The sequence below is a fragment of the Rhizobium sp. EC-SD404 genome (genome assembly GCF_902498825.1).
In the GTDB taxonomy this organism is placed as follows: Bacteria; Pseudomonadota; Alphaproteobacteria; order Rhizobiales; family Rhizobiaceae; genus Georhizobium.
In genome coordinates this window covers 954,727-969,750 of record NZ_LR701459.1, presented here as the reverse complement: position 1 = coordinate 969,750, position 15,024 = coordinate 954,727, and the positions used below count along the sequence as shown (strand labels likewise).

The 15,024-nt window shown below is 61.7% G+C and carries 15 protein-coding genes and 1 other RNA gene; 9 read left to right on the top strand and 7 right to left on the bottom strand.

From position 1 onward, the window contains the following. The first annotated feature begins 35 nt into the window (after nt 1–35). Nucleotides 36–533 (top strand): pyridoxamine 5'-phosphate oxidase family protein, encoded by a 498-nt coding sequence (locus GC125_RS05575; RefSeq protein WP_151984428.1) that lies wholly within the window; start codon nt 36–38, stop codon nt 531–533. Nucleotides 534–647: 114 nt separating this feature from the next. Here GC125_RS05575 and GC125_RS05570 read toward each other — a convergent pair whose 3' ends face one another. The 3 genes from GC125_RS05570 to GC125_RS05560 form a co-directional block, all read right to left on the bottom strand. Next, on the bottom strand, nt 648–1,409 hold the full coding sequence (locus GC125_RS05570) for a TerC family protein (RefSeq protein WP_151984426.1): 762 nt from the start codon (nt 1,407–1,409) through the stop codon (nt 648–650). A gap of 85 nt (nt 1,410–1,494) precedes the next feature. Then, nucleotides 1,495–2,322 carry a TIGR00282 family metallophosphoesterase gene (locus GC125_RS05565; RefSeq protein WP_151984424.1) on the bottom strand — a complete coding sequence of 276 codons (828 nt, stop codon included), beginning with the start codon at nt 2,320–2,322 and terminating at the stop codon, nt 1,495–1,497. 9 nt (nt 2,323–2,331) lie between these two features. Beyond that, nucleotides 2,332–2,919: a 5-formyltetrahydrofolate cyclo-ligase gene (locus tag GC125_RS05560; RefSeq protein WP_151987597.1), complete on the bottom strand. Its 588-nt coding sequence runs from the start codon at nt 2,917–2,919 to the stop codon at nt 2,332–2,334. A 234-nt stretch (nt 2,920–3,153) separates the two neighbouring features. On the opposite strand from GC125_RS05560, the gene GC125_RS05555 reads away from it, so the two are divergent. After that, nucleotides 3,154–3,363, top strand: a complete 210-nt coding sequence (locus GC125_RS05555; protein ID WP_151984422.1) for a helix-turn-helix domain-containing protein — start codon at nt 3,154–3,156, stop codon at nt 3,361–3,363. 29 nt (nt 3,364–3,392) lie between these two features. On the opposite strand, the gene ssrS is transcribed toward GC125_RS05555, so the two are convergent. The 3 genes from ssrS to GC125_RS05540 all read right to left on the bottom strand — a co-directional run bounded on the left by ssrS (nt 3,393) and on the right by GC125_RS05540 (nt 4,317). Further along, nucleotides 3,393–3,549: non-coding RNA, 6S RNA (ssrS, locus tag GC125_RS05550), on the bottom strand. 71 nt (nt 3,550–3,620) lie between these two features. Continuing rightward, a complete protein-coding gene (locus GC125_RS05545) occupies nt 3,621–3,980 on the bottom strand; it encodes a cell division protein ZapA (protein WP_151984420.1) in 360 nt (119 codons plus the stop codon). Between the two features lie 64 nt (nt 3,981–4,044). Continuing rightward, nucleotides 4,045–4,317, bottom strand: a complete 273-nt coding sequence (locus tag GC125_RS05540; protein ID WP_126011793.1) for a DUF4164 domain-containing protein — start codon at nt 4,315–4,317, stop codon at nt 4,045–4,047. A 313-nt stretch (nt 4,318–4,630) separates the two neighbouring features. Between GC125_RS05540 and tkt the strand changes: the two genes are divergently transcribed. From tkt to GC125_RS05510, 6 genes are all read left to right on the top strand, one after another. Beyond that, nucleotides 4,631–6,622: a transketolase gene (gene tkt, locus GC125_RS05535; RefSeq protein WP_151984418.1), complete on the top strand. Its 1,992-nt coding sequence runs from the start codon at nt 4,631–4,633 to the stop codon at nt 6,620–6,622. Nucleotides 6,623–6,682: 60 nt separating this feature from the next. Continuing rightward, nucleotides 6,683–7,684, top strand: coding sequence for a type I glyceraldehyde-3-phosphate dehydrogenase (gene gap, locus GC125_RS05530; RefSeq protein ID WP_151984416.1), 1,002 nt, complete (start codon nt 6,683–6,685; stop codon nt 7,682–7,684). Nucleotides 7,685–8,062: 378 nt separating this feature from the next. Beyond that, nucleotides 8,063–9,976, top strand: coding sequence for a potassium/proton antiporter (locus GC125_RS05525; protein WP_199864461.1), 1,914 nt, complete (start codon nt 8,063–8,065; stop codon nt 9,974–9,976). A gap of 81 nt (nt 9,977–10,057) precedes the next feature. Next, entirely contained in the window at nt 10,058–11,254 is a 1,197-nt protein-coding gene (locus GC125_RS05520) for a phosphoglycerate kinase (RefSeq protein ID WP_151984414.1), read from the top strand. Nucleotides 11,255–11,370: 116 nt separating this feature from the next. Further along, nucleotides 11,371–12,396 (top strand): class I fructose-bisphosphate aldolase, encoded by a 1,026-nt coding sequence (locus GC125_RS05515; protein WP_151984412.1) that lies wholly within the window; start codon nt 11,371–11,373, stop codon nt 12,394–12,396. Between the two features lie 111 nt (nt 12,397–12,507). Next, nucleotides 12,508–13,311, top strand: a complete 804-nt coding sequence (locus GC125_RS05510; RefSeq protein WP_151984410.1) for an SGNH/GDSL hydrolase family protein — start codon at nt 12,508–12,510, stop codon at nt 13,309–13,311. On the opposite strand, the gene GC125_RS19940 is transcribed toward GC125_RS05510, so the two are convergent. After that, nucleotides 13,295–13,453 carry a hypothetical protein gene (locus tag GC125_RS19940; protein WP_164527963.1) on the bottom strand — a complete coding sequence of 53 codons (159 nt, stop codon included), beginning with the start codon at nt 13,451–13,453 and terminating at the stop codon, nt 13,295–13,297. The two genes, GC125_RS05510 and GC125_RS19940, sit on opposite strands and share 17 nt — an antisense overlap. Nucleotides 13,454–13,695: 242 nt before the next feature. On the opposite strand from GC125_RS19940, the gene GC125_RS05505 reads away from it, so the two are divergent. Beyond that, complete coding sequence (locus GC125_RS05505) at nt 13,696–14,979, top strand: MFS transporter (protein WP_151984408.1); 1,284 nt, start codon at nt 13,696–13,698, stop codon at nt 14,977–14,979. Nucleotides 14,980–15,024: the final 45 nt, after the last annotated feature.

Sequence of the window (15,024 nt, the reverse complement as noted above, 5' to 3'; positions counted from 1 at the left end):
ATGAGTAATTCCAACAACAGAAGCCGGAGCAAACAATGGCCGATCTCAAAAAAGCAGAAACCGACCCGAAGACCCAGCTCTTCGACGAAATCGACGACCTTCATGCCGGCATGCTGGGTGTCGAAGGATCGGGCCTGCACATGCAGCCCATGGCGCCGCAACTCGACCGCAACACCAATTCGATCTGGTTCTTCACCAAGAGCGATACGGAACTGGTGCAGGCGATCACGGCCGGTTCCCACGCGCATTTCTGCGTGGTCGGCAAGGATCACGATTATCACGCCTGCGTCGCCGGGCCGATCAGCGTCAATCTCGATCCGGCGAAGCGTGACGAATACTGGAACAGCGTCGTCGAAGCATGGTTCGATGGCGGCAAGGACGATCCGAAGCTGACGATGCTGCAACTGAAGCTCGTCGACGGCAAAATCTGGGCCTCCACCGACAGCAAGATCAAGTTCGGCTGGGAAATCGCCAAGGCGAACCTTACCGACGACATGCCGCATGTGGGCGTGACCAAGGAAGTTCGCTTCTGATCGCTTGAGCTTCGACAACCAAAGCACCCAACGGAAAAGGGGCTGGCCCACGGGCCAGCCCCTTTTTTTGGTGCTTGGAGAAGGCAGCGCCCCAGATCGGGGCGCCGCGAGGGCTCAATGACCGGCGGGCGCGCCGGCAGCGTTCTTCTTCTTGCGGGCACGACGAGCCAGCATGTTGAGCGCTTCGACGATGCCCGAGAAAGCCATGGCGGCGTAGATGTAGCCCTTGGGCACATGGAAGCCGAGGCCTTCGGCGATCAGCGTCATGCCGATCATCAGCAGGAACGACAGCGCCAGCATGACGATCGTCGGGTTGTTGCCGATGAAGCGCGACAGGGGATTTGCCGCCAGCAACATGACCGTCACCGCACCTACGACCGCGATCACCATGATCGGCACTTCGTCCGTCATGCCGACGGCCGTGATGATCGAGTCGACCGAGAAGACGAGGTCGAGCAGCAGGATCTGGATGATCACGCCGGTGAACGTCACGGTCGCGGCCTTTCCGATCATGTTGTCCTTGCTGTCTTCCACATCGACCGTGTGGTGGATTTCCTTCGTGGCCTTCCAGACCAGGAAGAGACCGCCGACGAGCAGGATGATGTCGCGCCAGGAGAAGTCCTGGCCGAACACTGTGAACACCGGTTCCGTCAACTGCACGATGATGCTGACGAGCGACAGAAGACCGAGACGCAGCACGAGAGCGAGCAAAATGCCGATGCGGCGTGCACGCTCGCGTTGGCCCTCAGGCAGCTTGTTCGACAGGATGGAGATGAAAATCAGATTGTCGATGCCGAGGACGATTTCCATGACGAGGAGTGTCGCAAGCGCCACCCATGCCGCAGGATCGTTCATAAAGGAGAACCAGTCAGCCATTGGGCAAATTCCGTTCTTGAAGATGGCGTGAGGAAATGAAGTCGAAGTTCATACGTTAATTAACGCTCATGAACGAGAGATGTGTTCAAGCGTTCCAAAAAGACGGAACGGTTTCGGCCAGACGCGGCCCCAAGCGCAGCGGCGCCACCTTTTCAGCAAGTCCGGTGCGATCGGAAATCTCCACCGCGACCCCGCAGATCGTCGCCTCCCCCGCAGCTGCTTCGAAGCGGCCTTTCGGCATCTTGGACAGAAACCGGTTGAGCGGCTCTTCCTTGTCCATGCCGAGCGAGGAATCGTAGTCCCCGCACATACCGGCGTCGGACATATAGGCGGTGCCGCCATTGAGGATCTGGCAATCGGCGGTGGGCACATGCGTATGAGTGCCGACGACCAGACTGGCCCGTCCATCGACGAAATGGCCAAAGCACTGCTTCTCGCTGGTCGCTTCCGCATGAAAATCGAAGATGACCGCATCCGCCTGCTCGCCGAGCGGACAAGCCGACAGGATCGCCTCTGCCGACTGGAACGGATCGTCGAGGTCAGGATGCATGAAGACGCGGCCCATGATGTTGGCGACGAGCACCTGGGCGCCACTGCGGGAACGGTAGAGATTGGCACCGCGGCCGGGTGTGCCCGCCGGAAAATTGGCGGGGCGGAGAAACCGTTCCTGGCGCTCGCAGAATTCGATGGCTTCGCGCTGGTCCCAGACGTGGTTGCCGGTCGTCATCACGTCTGCACCGGCCTGCAGCGTCTGCAGAAGGATCTCCTCTGTCACGCCAAATCCGCCGGCAGCGTTCTCGCCATTGACGATGACGAAATCGAGCCGGAAATCCGAAATCAGTGCGGGAAGACGTTCATAGACAGCCGTGCGCCCGCTGCGCCCGACCATGTCGCCAAGAAAGAGTAGCCTCATGGTGGGCCTCTATACCTGAGGCTTCGCTGCGTGCAAGCCGGTCTCGGTGAGGATGGCGTCAAGCTGAACGTCATGCGGCTCGTCCGGTACCAGGTCGACACGCTGGCTGTCGAAAGCGATGCCGATCAGGCGCGGCTTCAGCCCCTTTTCATGCAATCTTGCGATCGCGCGGTCATAATGACCGGCACCGTAACCGAGCCGATGGCCCCTGCTGTCGAACGCTGCCAGCGGCACGAGCATGACGTTCGGATCGAGCACTTCGGCATCCGGGCCGGGACCGACGGTGCCGAACCCGGTGTCGACCAGTGGCGCGTTGCGCAATAATTCGCGAAAGACGATTTCCTCGCGGCTGAGGATCGCCGGCACGCAGATGCGTGCGCCTCGATCCCGCAGATCCGCCATCAGCGGGCGAATGTCGACTTCCGATCGGATCGGGGAAAAGCCCGACACGATCGCACCATCCGGCAGATCGATCAAAGTTCGACCGAATTCGGCTATCGCGATGCTGGCTTCGATGCGTGTCTCGATCGACATGGCATCCCGATGCGCCAGGGCCCGTCGTCGAAGATCGGCTTTGTTCGCAGCGCTCGCGGTCATGTTCATATCGCCCGATCCTCCGTCTCATTGCCCATCCAAGCGCCGTCATCTTGCAACCATAGGGGGATGATCGGCCAGACTATCCGTTCTGATAAGTCGACATCGCTAAAACACAATGCAAATTGATGGCCGCCGGACAGCACAATCTTCAGCCGACGCCGTTTTTTATGCGCGTCGGTCGCTTTCGGCATCTTCAGTTGCCGGGGCGTGGGGGCAGCGGAGACTGGTGAAGGAATGCTTTCGGAAATTGAAGCGGGTTATCTGAGCCGCATCGCACGCGGCCAGACTGCAGAGGACATTGCCGCAGAAGACGGGATATCGCTGCAGGCCGTTCTGGACGCTCTGAACGGAGCCGAAGGGGAATTGGGTGCAATGAACCTGATGGATGCCGTGACCAAGGCGGTCCGACTTGGGCTGATCAAGGACGACAGCAGCATTCCATGAGGGAAATTGTAGGGATCGAAAAGAGAAAAGCGCGATCCACGGCGACCGATGGAGTTTTACGATCCCGGGTACCTACAAAGTAGGTGGGTGCCGTATAACCGAACCCACGGGTTCAATCAGGGACAGCTCCCTTGGATCGCGTATGGCCCCGGGGAATGTTGTTCCTGTCGAGAAGCGCAGACCGCATTCTCAATATATGTCGAGCCGTTGGTTTTAGCCAGTGGCTCGCCATCACGAGCGCACATAAATAAGCTGCCTCAGCGGGCTGTCAGGCGCTCCGAAAGCTTCTCGACATGATCGGTCACCTCGTTCAGGGCGAGTGCCAGTTGCTGGTCGGCGGTTTCCGACCGGGCGAGTGCCGCGTCGCGGGTTTTGCGCAGGGTTTCGAGTTCGCCGCGCAGGGATTGGATCGTGCGCTCGTTCTCGGACAGTTCGTCCATCACCATGATGGCCGACATGACGGTGAGCCGCAGATCCCCTATTTCTCCGAATTGGTTCTTGAGGTGCGAGACGTAGCGATCGAACCGCGTGGCGAGGGTCGTCAGGTGCTCTTCCTGGCCCTCCTCGCACGCCATGCGATAGGCCTTGCCATCGATATTGACCGTCACCTGTGACATTGCCGGCGCCCCTTCGTTCGGCAGTCGCCGCCAAGTTCGGGCGAACGACAGACCAAAACCGCATTCATCGATCGAGAACCGCTCGGATGGTTTCCATCGACGTGACCAGACGGCGGGAGACTTCGCGATTGGCTTCTTCCAACCGGTTCGCGCGATCTTCGGCCTTGTCGAGGTCCTGTGCCAGACGCGACCGATCGGCATTCATGCGGGCAACTTCCGCTTCGGCGGCGCCGAAGTCCTGTTCATGCTCGAAGCGATGCTCGATCGCATCGTCCAAACCCGCCAGGGCCCGCCGCAGTCGTTCCAACGCCGCACCAACCTCGGACTCGCTCGTCATGGCTCCCCACACTCCGCAACGCCTGGACGCTTCGAATCATAGCGGTTCCCGACGTTTAGGCCTTCGAGTTTAGGCGTCGCGCCAACCGAGCGTCAATCAAGGGTGCAGACGTTCTCCCCCGCAAATCCAATCCTCTAACCGCAATTCACGCATCTATCCTCCTGCATGCCGGGCATCGATCGTACCGATCAGGCGGGTGAGAATGCACGGAGCCCGCAGTTTGGCCGCAGTTTGATTGACTCAACACGGCCAACTGCTATGTGTCACGCGCCTTCGGGGGAGCCCGCTTTTTCGTCAACGAAGCAGAGAACCAATGACCTCACGCGACAAGCACAACAGCATGGCCAATGCGATCCGCTTTCTTTCGATCGATGCGGTCGAGAAAGCCAATTCCGGTCACCCCGGATTGCCCATGGGCGCAGCCGACATCGCGACGGTCCTGTTTACCCGCTATCTCTCGTTCGATCCGAAGAACCCGAACTGGCCCGATCGCGACCGGTTCGTTCTTTCGGCCGGCCACGGTTCGATGCTGCTCTATTCGCTGCTCTATCTGACCGGTTATGAAGACATCGACATTTCCGACATCGAGAACTTCCGTCAGCTCGGTTCGCCGACTGCCGGCCACCCGGAATACGGCCATGCCGCCGGCATCGAGACGACGACCGGCCCGCTCGGCCAGGGTCTCGCCAATGCGGTTGGTATGGCGATCGCCGAGCGCAAGCTCGAAGCCGAATTCGGCTCCGATCTTCAGGACCATTACACCTACGCGCTGGTCGGCGATGGCTGCCTCATGGAGGGTATCAGCCAGGAGGCTATTTCGCTTGCCGGCCATCTCAAGCTGAACAAGCTGATCGTTCTTTGGGACGATAACGGCATCTCGATCGACGGCGCCGTCAGCCTTTCGGACTCGACCGACCAGGTGAAGCGCTTCGCCGCTTCGGGCTGGCATACACTTGCCGTCGACGGCCACGATCCCGATGCGATCGGCCGCGCTATCGAAGAGGCGCAGAAGAGCGAACGCCCGACCTTCATCGCCTGCAAGACGACGATCGGTTACGGCTCGCCCAACAAGGCCGGCAGTTCAAAGGCCCACGGCTCGCCGCTCGGCGCGGACGAGATCGCCCTCACCCGCACCCAGCTTGGCTGGAGCGACGAGGCGTTCGTCGTCCCCTCGGACATACTCGACGCGTGGCGTCTTGCGGGCCTGCGTTCCAACAAGGAGCGCAAGGCGTGGGAAGACCGGCTTGCCGCCAAGGACGCCGAGATCCGCTCCACCTTCGAACGTCGCTTCCGCGGTGAACTGGCAGGCGCGTTCGAACCGGCAATCGAGGGCTACAAGAAGAAGCTTGCCACCGACAAACCGAAGGTCGCCACCCGCAAGGCCTCCGAAATGGTGCTGGAAGTGATCAACGGCGCCCTGCCCGAGACGCTGGGCGGCTCGGCCGACCTGACGGGTTCGAACAACACCAAGACCAGCCAGACCAAGCCGATCACGCCCGACGATTTTTCCGGCCGCTACCTGCACTACGGCATTCGCGAGCACGGCATGGCTTCGGCCATGAACGGCATCGCGCTGCATGGCGGCCTCATTCCCTATGGCGGCACGTTCCTCGTGTTCTCCGACTATTCGCGTCCGGCGATCCGTCTGGCAGCGCTGATGGGCATCCGCGTCATCCATGTGCTGACCCACGATTCGATCGGCCTTGGCGAAGACGGCCCGACCCACCAGCCCGTGGAACATGTCGCGGCGCTGCGTGCGATTCCGAACTTCCAGATGTTCCGTCCCGCCGACGCGGTTGAGACGGCCGAGTGCTGGCAGCTGGCGCTCGAAAGCGAAAACAAGCCGTCCGGCCTTGCGCTCACGCGCCAGAACCTGCCGACGGTTCGCACCGACCATGTCGAGGACAATCTCTGCTCGTTCGGCGCCTACGACCTCGCGCCGGCATCGGACGCGGACGTGACGATTTTCGCGTCGGGCTCGGAAGTTGAAATCGCGCTGGAAGCCAAGACGCGCCTCGATGGCATGGGACACGCAACCCGCGTCGTGTCCGTGCCCTGCTTCGAGCTCTTCGAGGAGCAGACCGAAGAATACCGCGCGGCGATCATCGGCCAGTCCAAGGTCAAGGTCGCGGTGGAAGCCGGCATCCGCCAGGGTTGGGATGCGTTCATCGGCTCCGACGGCGTCTTTATCGGGATGCACGGCTTCGGTGCATCGGGCCCCTATCAGGAGCTTTACAAGCATTTCGGCATTACGGCCGACGCGATCGTCGCAGCGGCCGAAGCTCGGCTGCACGCCGATAACTAATTCGCCGGCCAGATACGAAGGCCCGTTTCCAGTCGGGCTTCAAGCGGAAGAGGAAGTGTCATGACAGTGAAAGTCGCCATCAACGGTTTTGGGCGGATCGGCCGCAACGTCCTGCGGGCCATCGTCGAGTCCGGCCGCACCGATATTGAAGTCATCGCCATCAACGATCTCGGACCGGTCGAGACCAATGCGCATCTGGTGCGCTACGATAGCGTCCACGGCCGTTTCCCGGGCACCGTGACGGTCAATGGCGACACGATTGATGTCGGCCGCGGCCCGATCAAGGTGACGGCGATCCGCGATCCCAAGGAACTGCCCTGGGGCGACGTCGACATCGCGATGGAATGCACCGGCATCTTCACCGATCGGCCGAAAGCTGCGCTTCACCTCGAAAACGGCTCCAAGCGCGTGCTCGTCTCCGCCCCGGCCACCGGTGCCGACAAGACGATCGTGTTTGGCGTGAACCACGATGCGCTGACGAAGGACGACCTCGTCGTCTCCAACGCATCCTGCACCACCAACTGCCTCTCCCCGGTCGCCTACGTCCTCGACAAGGCCATCGGTATCGAGAAGGGCTTCATGACGACGATCCACTCCTATACGGGTGATCAGCCGACGCTCGACACGATGCACAAGGATCTCTACCGCGCCCGTGCCGCAGCGCTCTCGATGATCCCGACATCGACCGGTGCTGCAAAGGCTGTTGGTCTCGTCCTGCCGGAACTCAACGGCAAGCTCGATGGCGTCGCGATCCGCGTGCCGACGCCGAACGTCTCGGTCGTCGACCTGACCTTCATCGCCAAACGTGCGACGTCGGTCCAGGAAATCAACGATGCGATCCGCAGCGCCGCCGATGGCGAGCTGAAGGGCATTCTCGGCTATACCGACGAGCCGCTCGTTTCGACCGACTTCAACCACGATCCGCATTCGTCGGTCTTCCACATGGACCAGACGAAGGTGATGGAAGGCACGATGTGCCGCATCCTCACCTGGTACGACAACGAGTGGGGCTTCTCCAACCGCATGTCCGACACGGCGGTTGCCATGGGCAAGCTCATCTGACCTGAGCCAGCTCTGCCCGGCACATCGCCGGATATGTCAAAAGTTATAGAAATCGAAGCGCCCGACCTTTTTTCGGGCGTTTTGCATTCTTAGATGGGTTTTGTGACCTGTCAGTTCAGTCAGGCTCGCTTTCCACCAATACGAGGGACTGTCGCATCGCAATCGACACCTCCGGCAACAGCATCGGGCCATGATTTTGGCCAGGCCATTGCAGCGAGGATAGACAAAGCGTTTCGATTAAGAAGCGCTGCCATGCAGCGCCGACCTCACGTGGTTCCGAGCCGTACTGACGGCCCTGGACCGTTTCCCATCAGGCGGAGCCCAGCGTCGTTTCCGGCCGGTCCATGGATTGGATGACCATGCTGGAGACCCGAACGCATGATGCTTGAAGCGATGTATCTCGTCATTCTTATCGGGACGCTTCTGGTTCTCATATCGGCCTTTTCGAGCCTTCTTGCCTTTCGCTTCGGCGCGCCGCTTCTGTTGCTCTTCCTCTGCATCGGCCTCGTGGCCGGCGTCGACGGGCTCGGGATCAATTTCAGCAACGCGTCTGCGGCCTATTTCATCGGCTCGCTCGCGCTGGCGATCATCCTGTTCGATTCCGGTTTCGGAACCTCAATCCAGTCCTTCAGGCAAGCGGCCGCGCCGGCGATTGCGCTGGCGACGCTCGGCGTGTTGCTGACGACCCTTCTGTTTGCGCTCGCCGCCCGCTTCGTCTTCGACTTCACTTGGCTTGAAGCGCTTCTCTTCGGTTCCATCGTCGGTTCGACGGATGCGGCCGCCGTCTTCTTCCTGCTTCGCATCGGCGGCATCAACATCCGTGAAAAGGTTCGATCGACGCTCGAAATCGAATCCAGTTCGAACGACCCGATGGCGATCTTCCTCACCATCACGCTCGTCGAACTGATCGCCAACGGAACGCCGCTCGGCGAGATGGGAGTCGATCTCCTGATCAATTTCGGACTGCAGATGGGCGTCGGCCTGCTGGCCGGCTTCATCGGCGGGATGATCATCGTCAGCCTCGTCAACCGCCTCAACCTGGAGCGAGGGCTGACGCCGATCTTCGTCATCGCCCTGTCGTTGCTCGTCTTTTCCGCAACCGGAGTTGCCGGTGGATCAGGCTTCCTCGCCGTCTATGTCGCCGGTCTCTATGCGGGCAACCGGCAGATACGCTCGGCACCGACGTTGAAGCGCTTCCAGGACGGCATGACATGGCTGGCACAGATCCTGATGTTCCTGCTTCTGGGGCTCTTAGCCACACCGTCGCAATTTCCGGCCATCGCGATCCCGGCGATCGCCATGGCCTTCTTCCTGATCTTCATCGCCCGGCCGCTTGCGGTGTGGCTCACGCTTCTGCCCTTCAACTACAAGCGGGAGGAAACGGCGTTCGTGTCGTGGGTGGGCTTGCGCGGCGCGGTCTCCATCCTGCTCGCGATTTTGCCGCTGCTCGGCAATCTCGAAAACGCCACGACGTTCTTCAACGCCGCCTTCATCATCGTGCTCGTGTCGCTGGTCGTGCAGGGGTGGACCATCAATCCCCTCGCCCGTCGCCTGGGGCTCGTGGTTCCCGCGCGGATCGGCCCGGTCGACAAGGTCGAGCTGGAACTACCGGGCACCGCCCTGCATGAGCTTCTTGCCTATCGCGTCGTGCCTGACAGCCCGGTGGCGACTGGCGAGCGCATACCGCGCTGGGCGCGACCGTCGCTCGTCATTCGCGATGGCAAGTCCATGCGCTATCAATATGCGGGAAGGCTTCAGGCGGGCGACTATGTCTATCTCTTCATCTCGTCGCGCTATCCACGCCTGCTCGACCGACTTTTCGCCAGCCCTCTGCCGGTCCAATCCGACGACGCCGAATTCTTCGGCGAGTTCACGATCGATCCCCATCGTCCAGCCAAGGACCTGCATGCGGCCTACGATATCGGGCTCGCGAAGGACGAGATGGATCTCAGCATCGACGCGTTGCTGACGAGGCGGCTCGGCGGCAAGGCAGAGTTCGGTGACCGTGTCGTGCTCAAGAATGTCGAGATCATCGTGCGCGATGTGGACGACCAGGGCCGGATCACAAGTGCCGGCCTCTCGCTCGATCCGGAAGGAAACCGGCCGAACATCCCCGTTTTCCTGTCGGCACGTGAAATAGCGACGCTGCTGAGACAACGCGTGAGGCGCCGGCAACCGGTGGCCAAGACGCCTCTCGGCCCTCCTCCATCGTCGCTCACGCCGGCGATGGAGGCCGCGGACGACCAGCAACAACAAGCCACAACCAGCGAGCGGCAGACCGCAAGCGATTAGCGCTGGGGGCGGCCGATGGTTCGACTTGCGTCCGCGCAGGGCATTTGTATTGTCTCCCGCGCCACACAAGGGGAATTCACGATGCCGGCCTTTCGCACTCTCGACGATCTCACCGATGTTTCGGGCAAACGCGTTCTGGTCCGGGTGGATCTCAACGTGCCGATGGAAGACGGCTATGTCAGCGACATGACCCGCATCGAACGGGTGCTGCCGACGATCGAGGAACTGTCCGGCAAGGGCGCGAAGGTCATCCTGCTCGCCCATTTCGGCCGACCCAAGGGCAAGCGGGTGGAGGACATGTCGCTCGCCTCGGTTGCTCACGCCCTGGAAGAACTGCTTGACCACGACGTGGTGTTCGCCCCGGACTGCGTCGGCGAAGCCATGCAGAAGGCCATTGGCAAGATGGACAATGGCGATGTGATGTTGATGGAGAACACGCGGTTCTATGCCGGCGAAGAAGCCAATGACGGCGCCTTTGCCGACAAGCTGGCAGCGCTTGGCGACATCTACGTCAATGATGCCTTCTCGGCCGCACACCGCGCGCATGCATCGACCGAGGGCCTGGCGCACCGCCTTCCGGCCTATGCCGGCCGGACGATGGAAGCGGAGCTGAAGGCGCTGGAAAAAGGCCTCGGCAATCCCGAAAAGCCGGTCGTGGCGATCGTCGGCGGCGCTAAGGTGTCGACAAAGCTCGACCTCCTGATGAACCTCGTGAGACAAGTCGATGCGCTCGTCATCGGCGGCGGCATGGCCAACACGTTTCTCGCGGCTCGTGGCACCGATGTCGGCAAATCGCTCTGCGAGCACGATCTTGCGGCGACCGCCAAGCAGATCATGATCGAGGCTGCCTCTTCCGGCTGCGCTATCGTGCTGCCCGTCGATGCCGTCGTCGCGCGCGAGTTCAAGGCCGGTGCTGCCAGCGAGATCGTCGACATCGCCAATGTGCCGGCCGACGCGATGATCCTCGATGTGGGTCCGCGCTCGGTCGAGACGATCAATGGCTGGATCGACCGTGCGAAGACGCTCGTCTGGAACGGCCCCCTCGGCGCATTCGAGATCGAGCCGTTCCACAAGGCGACGGTCAGCGCTGCGCGCCACGCCGCCGAGCGCACGCGCGCTGGGAAGCTTGTTTCCGTCGCCGGCGGAGGCGATACGGTCGCGGCGTTGAACCAAGCGGAAGTGGCCGACGACTTCACCTACGTGTCGACGGCAGGCGGTGCTTTCCTCGAGTGGATGGAAGGCAAGGATTTGCCGGGCGTTTCGGCTCTCAAAGTTTAAAGGCGATTTTTTAAACGATTGAATTTTTTTCAATCGTTTCAGGCGTTTTGGGTGTCATTTCCTCGTCGGGACTAGTCTGCTAACGGCTTAGCCAGTTCGAACAGGAGACGTCTGGAATGGTTGAAAAGCTTCAGGATATTGCGGCTGCGATGGTGGCTCGGGGCAAGGGCATTCTTGCTGCAGACGAGTCGTCGGGCACCATCAAGAAGCGGTTCGACACGATCGGCCTCACCTCCACTGAAGATGCCCGCCGCGATTACCGCGAGATGCTGTTCCGTGCCGAACCGGCGATGAGCCAGCACATCTCGGGCGTCATTCTCTATGATGAAACGCTGCGCCAGAAAGCCGCCGATGGCACACCGCTCGTCGAGGTCATCCGCAACGCCGGCGCCGTGCCCGGCATCAAAGTCGACATGGGCGCCAAGCCTTTGGCCGGCTACCCGGGCGAAACGGTCACCGATGGCCTCGATGGCCTGCGCGAACGGCTTGCCGAGTATTACGAGATCGGCGCGCGCTTTGCCAAATGGCGCGGCGTGATCGCGATTGCGAACGATCTGCCGACACAGGGTGCGATCCATGCCAATGCGCATACGCTGGCACGCTATGCGGCGCTTTGCCAGGAAGCCGGTATCGTGCCGATCGTCGAGCCGGAAATCCTGATGGACGGCAAGCCTGGCGATCATTCGATCGACCGTTGCTACGAAGTGACCGACGCGGTGTTGAAAGCCGTGTTCGCCGAACTCGAACTTGCCCGCGTGGCGCTCGACGGCATGGTGCTGAAGCCCAACATGGTCATCGACGGCAAGAACGCCCGCAAGGCCTCCGTCGAGGAAGTCGCCGAGAAGACCGTGAAGTGCCTCAAGGCCAACGTGCCGAGCGACGTCGCCGGCATCGCCTTCCTTTCGGGCGGTCAGTCGGACGAAGAGGCGACGGCCCACCTGTCCGCAATGAATGCCAGCCAGGATCTGCCTTGGCCGGTGACCTTCTCCTATGGTCGCGCCCTGCAGGCGGCAGCACTGAAGGCCTGGGGCGGACGCTCGGAGAACGTTGCTGCCGGCCAGCGCGCCTTCAGCCACCGCGCCGAGATGAACGGCCTGGCCGCGATCGGCAACTGGAAGCGCGAGCTGGAAACAGCCGCCTGACCGGTCAGGCCGTCAGCAAGCCCAACGTTCCGATTGTGCAACGCATGATGTGACCGTCCGCCGCCCCCGCCGAGGGTGGCGGGCGGTTTCTTTTTGTGAGACAGAATCGGGATGCGTTATCGGTACAACGGCCTTCTCAGCTGGCTGCTTTCGCCCATTGCGGTCGCGCAGGCGTTCGGCGTCCGCCGGCGGACGCCGCGTCTGTCGCCGCCGCCTGGACGCACTGCCGGGCAGGTCGGGCCACAGTCGGAGCCTCGCTTCCACGTTCTCGTCATGGGCGATTCGTCTGCAGCCGGCGTCGGCGCCGATCACATGGACGAGACCTTGGCGCCCAAGCTTGCCGCACGGCTTTCGGAGCATTTCGACGCTTCGGTGAAGTGGCGCACGATCGGCGCCAACTCGGCCACAACCGAGGAACTGCGCGACCATGTCATTCCAAACATCAGGCGCGAGCCCTTCACGCACATTCTGGTGTTGGCCGGCACCAACGACATGAAGGATTTCGTCCCACGGCGGCGGTTCGACGACGGGTTTGGTGGGATGCTGTTTGCGCTGCATGCCAAATGGCCCGATGCGACGCTCATCTGGTCGCCGATCATCGACATGCGCACGGTGCCGGCCCTACCAAAACTGCTTGGTCAAATCCTCGAGCTACGCGTCGCGATGGTCAACGAGCTCGGCCATCAACTTTGCCGGGAGCGCTTCACGATCGCAGCTCCCCGCCTGACCGCCCATGATCGCGAGGGTTTCGCCATCGACGGCTTCCATGCCAGCGCCAAGGGCTACGGCTATTGGGCGGACCTGGTGGCAGGCGTGATCATCGACTCGGAAACGCGCCGCTCCCAAGGCCTCTTTCCAGTCCGCGACGTCGAAGCGGAAACGCCGGAGCCCAGCATCGCTATGTTGGGCGAATAAGCACCGTCGCCATCGTGACGGCGAGCGCCACCACCGCGATCTTCCAGAAATCCTTGCGGCGTTTGAGGCCGGGTAGCCCGAGTGGACGGATGATGTGGACGATCATCGCCAGCAGGAGCAGAATCGAGATCGCCTTCGACATGTATCGTCTCCTCAATCAGAGCGCTTCGCGTCCGCAGGGGCGCAGACGGGTCGCTCTAACCGTTTGAAGCTCTGCAACCGGCCCGTCTAAAAACGAATCCAGATTTGGGCCACCGCTGTGGCACCCAGCCATAAAGCAGCCCCCGTGCGGGTCAACCGCGGCGCCTTTTTATACGCAGTGGGTTTTCCTCAACGGCGAAGTTCTGTATCCGGCTGCTATCGGAACGGATGACGGACGCAGTGATGGCCCGCAACCTGCTACCCATCTTCGCCCTTCTCCTGGGTACGGCCTTTCTGCTTGCCGGCAATGGTCTTCACGGCCTTTTGCTGCCCATGCGGGGCTCGATGGAAGGTTTTTCCTCCGCCAGCCTCGGTCTTTTGGGCACGTCCTGGGCCAGCGGCTTCGTGCTCGGCTGCTTGCTCGCGCCGCGTCTGGTGAAGCGAATCGGCCATGTGCGGGCGTTTTCAGCCTTTGCGGCCGGCGCTGCGATCGTCGCCTTGCTCACCGGCCTCTTCGTCGACCCGATCGCCTGGATTCTGCTGCGCGCGCTGACGGGCTTTTCCATGGCTGCCGTCTTCATGGTCATCGAAAGCTGGCTGAACGAGCGTTCGACCAATGACAGCCGCGGCATGGTGTTCTCGCTCTACATGACGATCACCTATGTCGCGATCGTCGCCGGGCAGATGTCGATCGCCGCCGGCGACATTTCCACGCCGACATTTTTCATGATCGCCGGCATTCTCTACTGCATGGCATTGTTGCCGACCGCGATCTCCACCGCCGTCAGCCCCTCGCCACTCAGGGAAGTCCGCCTCGACCTCAAAGGGCTATACCGGAATTCGCCGGTCGCCTGCGTTTCGATCTTCCTGATCGGCGTCGCCAACGGTGCGTTCGGCACGCTTGGCCCGGTGTTTGCCGCACAAGTCGGCCTTGCGGAAGGCGCCGTCGCATCCCTGATGAGCGTGACGATCTTTGCGGGTGCCGTAGCCCAGTTTCCGGCCGGCCGCCTCTCGGACCGCGTGGATCGCCGCTATGTGCTTGCCGCGGTCGCTGCACTCGCCGGCATCGTCGGCATTCTGATGCTGGTGACGGTCGCCAGCGACATCACCATCCTCTTCGTGCTGATCGCGCTCTACGGCGCCGCGTCCTATACGCTCTACCCAATCGCCGTTGCCCACGCGAACGACTTCGCCAGGTCGGAGGATTTCGTGAAGGTGTCGGGCAGTCTGCTGCTGCTTTACGGCATCGGGACGATCGTCGGGCCGACGATCGGAGGCCCGGCAATGGATGCCGGCGGGCCGCATGCGATCTTCGCCGTCACGCTCGTCTCGCATCTGTCGATCGCGGTCTATGCTATCTTGAGATCGCGCCGTCGTGCTGCGGTCCCGGACGCCGACAAGGAGGCGTTCAAGACGCTCCCATCGATTCGCGTGGCGACCCAGCAGGGCATTCATCTCGATCCGCGCGCCAATGTGGAAGCTCCAGCGGAGCCCGGCACGAACGATCGGCAATCATCCGCCGCTTAGAGGACTCTCGCTTTTCCGGGAGTCGCTCAGTCCCTCTAAGTTTTG

Excerpts from the sequence above, each read along its gene's own strand:
- GC125_RS05575 (WP_151984428.1), top strand. The coding sequence starts at position 36 with ATGGCCGATCTCAAAAAAGCAGAAACCGACCCGAAGACCCAGCTCTTC.
- GC125_RS05570 (WP_151984426.1), bottom strand. The coding sequence starts at position 1,409 with ATGGCTGACTGGTTCTCCTTTATGAACGATCCTGCGGCATGGGTGGCG.
- GC125_RS05565 (WP_151984424.1), bottom strand. The coding sequence starts at position 2,322 with ATGAGGCTACTCTTTCTTGGCGACATGGTCGGGCGCAGCGGGCGCACG.
- GC125_RS05560 (WP_151987597.1), bottom strand. The coding sequence starts at position 2,919 with ATGACCGCGAGCGCTGCGAACAAAGCCGATCTTCGACGACGGGCCCTG.
- GC125_RS05555 (WP_151984422.1), top strand. The coding sequence starts at position 3,154 with ATGCTTTCGGAAATTGAAGCGGGTTATCTGAGCCGCATCGCACGCGGC.
- GC125_RS05545 (WP_151984420.1), bottom strand. The coding sequence starts at position 3,980 with ATGTCACAGGTGACGGTCAATATCGATGGCAAGGCCTATCGCATGGCG.
- GC125_RS05540 (WP_126011793.1), bottom strand. The coding sequence starts at position 4,317 with ATGACGAGCGAGTCCGAGGTTGGTGCGGCGTTGGAACGACTGCGGCGG.
- tkt (WP_151984418.1), top strand. The coding sequence starts at position 4,631 with ATGACCTCACGCGACAAGCACAACAGCATGGCCAATGCGATCCGCTTT.
- gap (WP_151984416.1), top strand. The coding sequence starts at position 6,683 with ATGACAGTGAAAGTCGCCATCAACGGTTTTGGGCGGATCGGCCGCAAC.
- GC125_RS05525 (WP_199864461.1), top strand. The coding sequence starts at position 8,063 with ATGATGCTTGAAGCGATGTATCTCGTCATTCTTATCGGGACGCTTCTG.
- GC125_RS05520 (WP_151984414.1), top strand. The coding sequence starts at position 10,058 with ATGCCGGCCTTTCGCACTCTCGACGATCTCACCGATGTTTCGGGCAAA.
- GC125_RS05515 (WP_151984412.1), top strand. The coding sequence starts at position 11,371 with ATGGTTGAAAAGCTTCAGGATATTGCGGCTGCGATGGTGGCTCGGGGC.
- GC125_RS05510 (WP_151984410.1), top strand. The coding sequence starts at position 12,508 with ATGCGTTATCGGTACAACGGCCTTCTCAGCTGGCTGCTTTCGCCCATT.
- GC125_RS19940 (WP_164527963.1), bottom strand. The coding sequence starts at position 13,453 with ATGTCGAAGGCGATCTCGATTCTGCTCCTGCTGGCGATGATCGTCCAC.
- GC125_RS05505 (WP_151984408.1), top strand. The coding sequence starts at position 13,696 with ATGGCCCGCAACCTGCTACCCATCTTCGCCCTTCTCCTGGGTACGGCC.